Genomic DNA, 820 nt, shown 5'->3' with positions numbered 1-820 from the left:
TTTGTCATCGACTGCTGTTTGTACGTTGTAGCCAACCGTGCCAGTACCTCGGCCACTCGTGGCCATTGAGCGTGCATCAGGATCGGTAAGAGAGATTTGCTGATCTGGGCTGGCGTGAAGCTGCGCTTCAATGTCCTTGAGCTTCGTCATCTGCTGTTTCAGCTTTTCTATTTTTTCGCTCAGCCGTTCAGCCTTGGCCTCGGCGACCTTGGGCGCTGCCCGATCCGCCGAATCCATCGCCGTAAGATAGCGGTCAATGCTCTGCTCGATCTGCTGCATGCGCGCCTTGATCTTGCCCTGGGTAAAGTTGCGGTCGCGGTTATTTACGGCTTTGAATTTGCTGCCGTCGATGGCAATGATCGACTGGGAGAAAAGATTGAGGTTGCGGCAAAGCACTACGAATTGCCGGCAGACGCTGCGAATGGCTTTGCCGTTGTCTCGGCGAAAGTCGGCAATCGTTTTGAAGTCAGGAGCCAACCGGCCCGTTAACCACATCAGCTCGACATTGCGCGCTGCCTCGCGCTCAAGCCGGCGGCTGGACTGAATCCGGTTGAGGTAGCCATAGATGTAGATTTTCAGCAGGACTGCTGGATGGTAGGCCGGACGACCCGTTGCAGCCGGATCGACACCCGCGAACCCGAGCGCTCCGAGGTCGAGTTCATCGACGAAAACGTCAACCACCCGAACAGGGTTTTCTTCGGTGATGTAATCATCCAGGCACTCCGGCAGCAGCGTGACTTGCGTCCGGGCCTCACCCTCAATGAACCGCTTCATGATCGTCCCCGCCACGATCTCGACGATCAGAAGGTTAGACAATCGC

General features: G+C 56.5%; 1 protein-coding gene. It reads right to left on the bottom strand.

Translation table 11 applies throughout. The features are described 5' to 3' along the window. Positions 1-774: transposase (locus ACF8K2_RS18205; RefSeq protein ID WP_392466579.1), on the bottom strand; the 774-nt coding region annotated here is incomplete at its 3' end. Positions 775-820: the final 46 nt, after the last annotated feature.

The organism is Pseudomonas sp. xss_2, assembly GCF_043104195.1.
Classification (GTDB): domain Bacteria; phylum Pseudomonadota; class Gammaproteobacteria; order Pseudomonadales; family Pseudomonadaceae; genus Aquipseudomonas; species Aquipseudomonas urmiensis.
The sequence above is the reverse complement of the archived record's forward strand: the minus strand, read 5'-3'. Positions and strand labels throughout refer to the sequence as shown.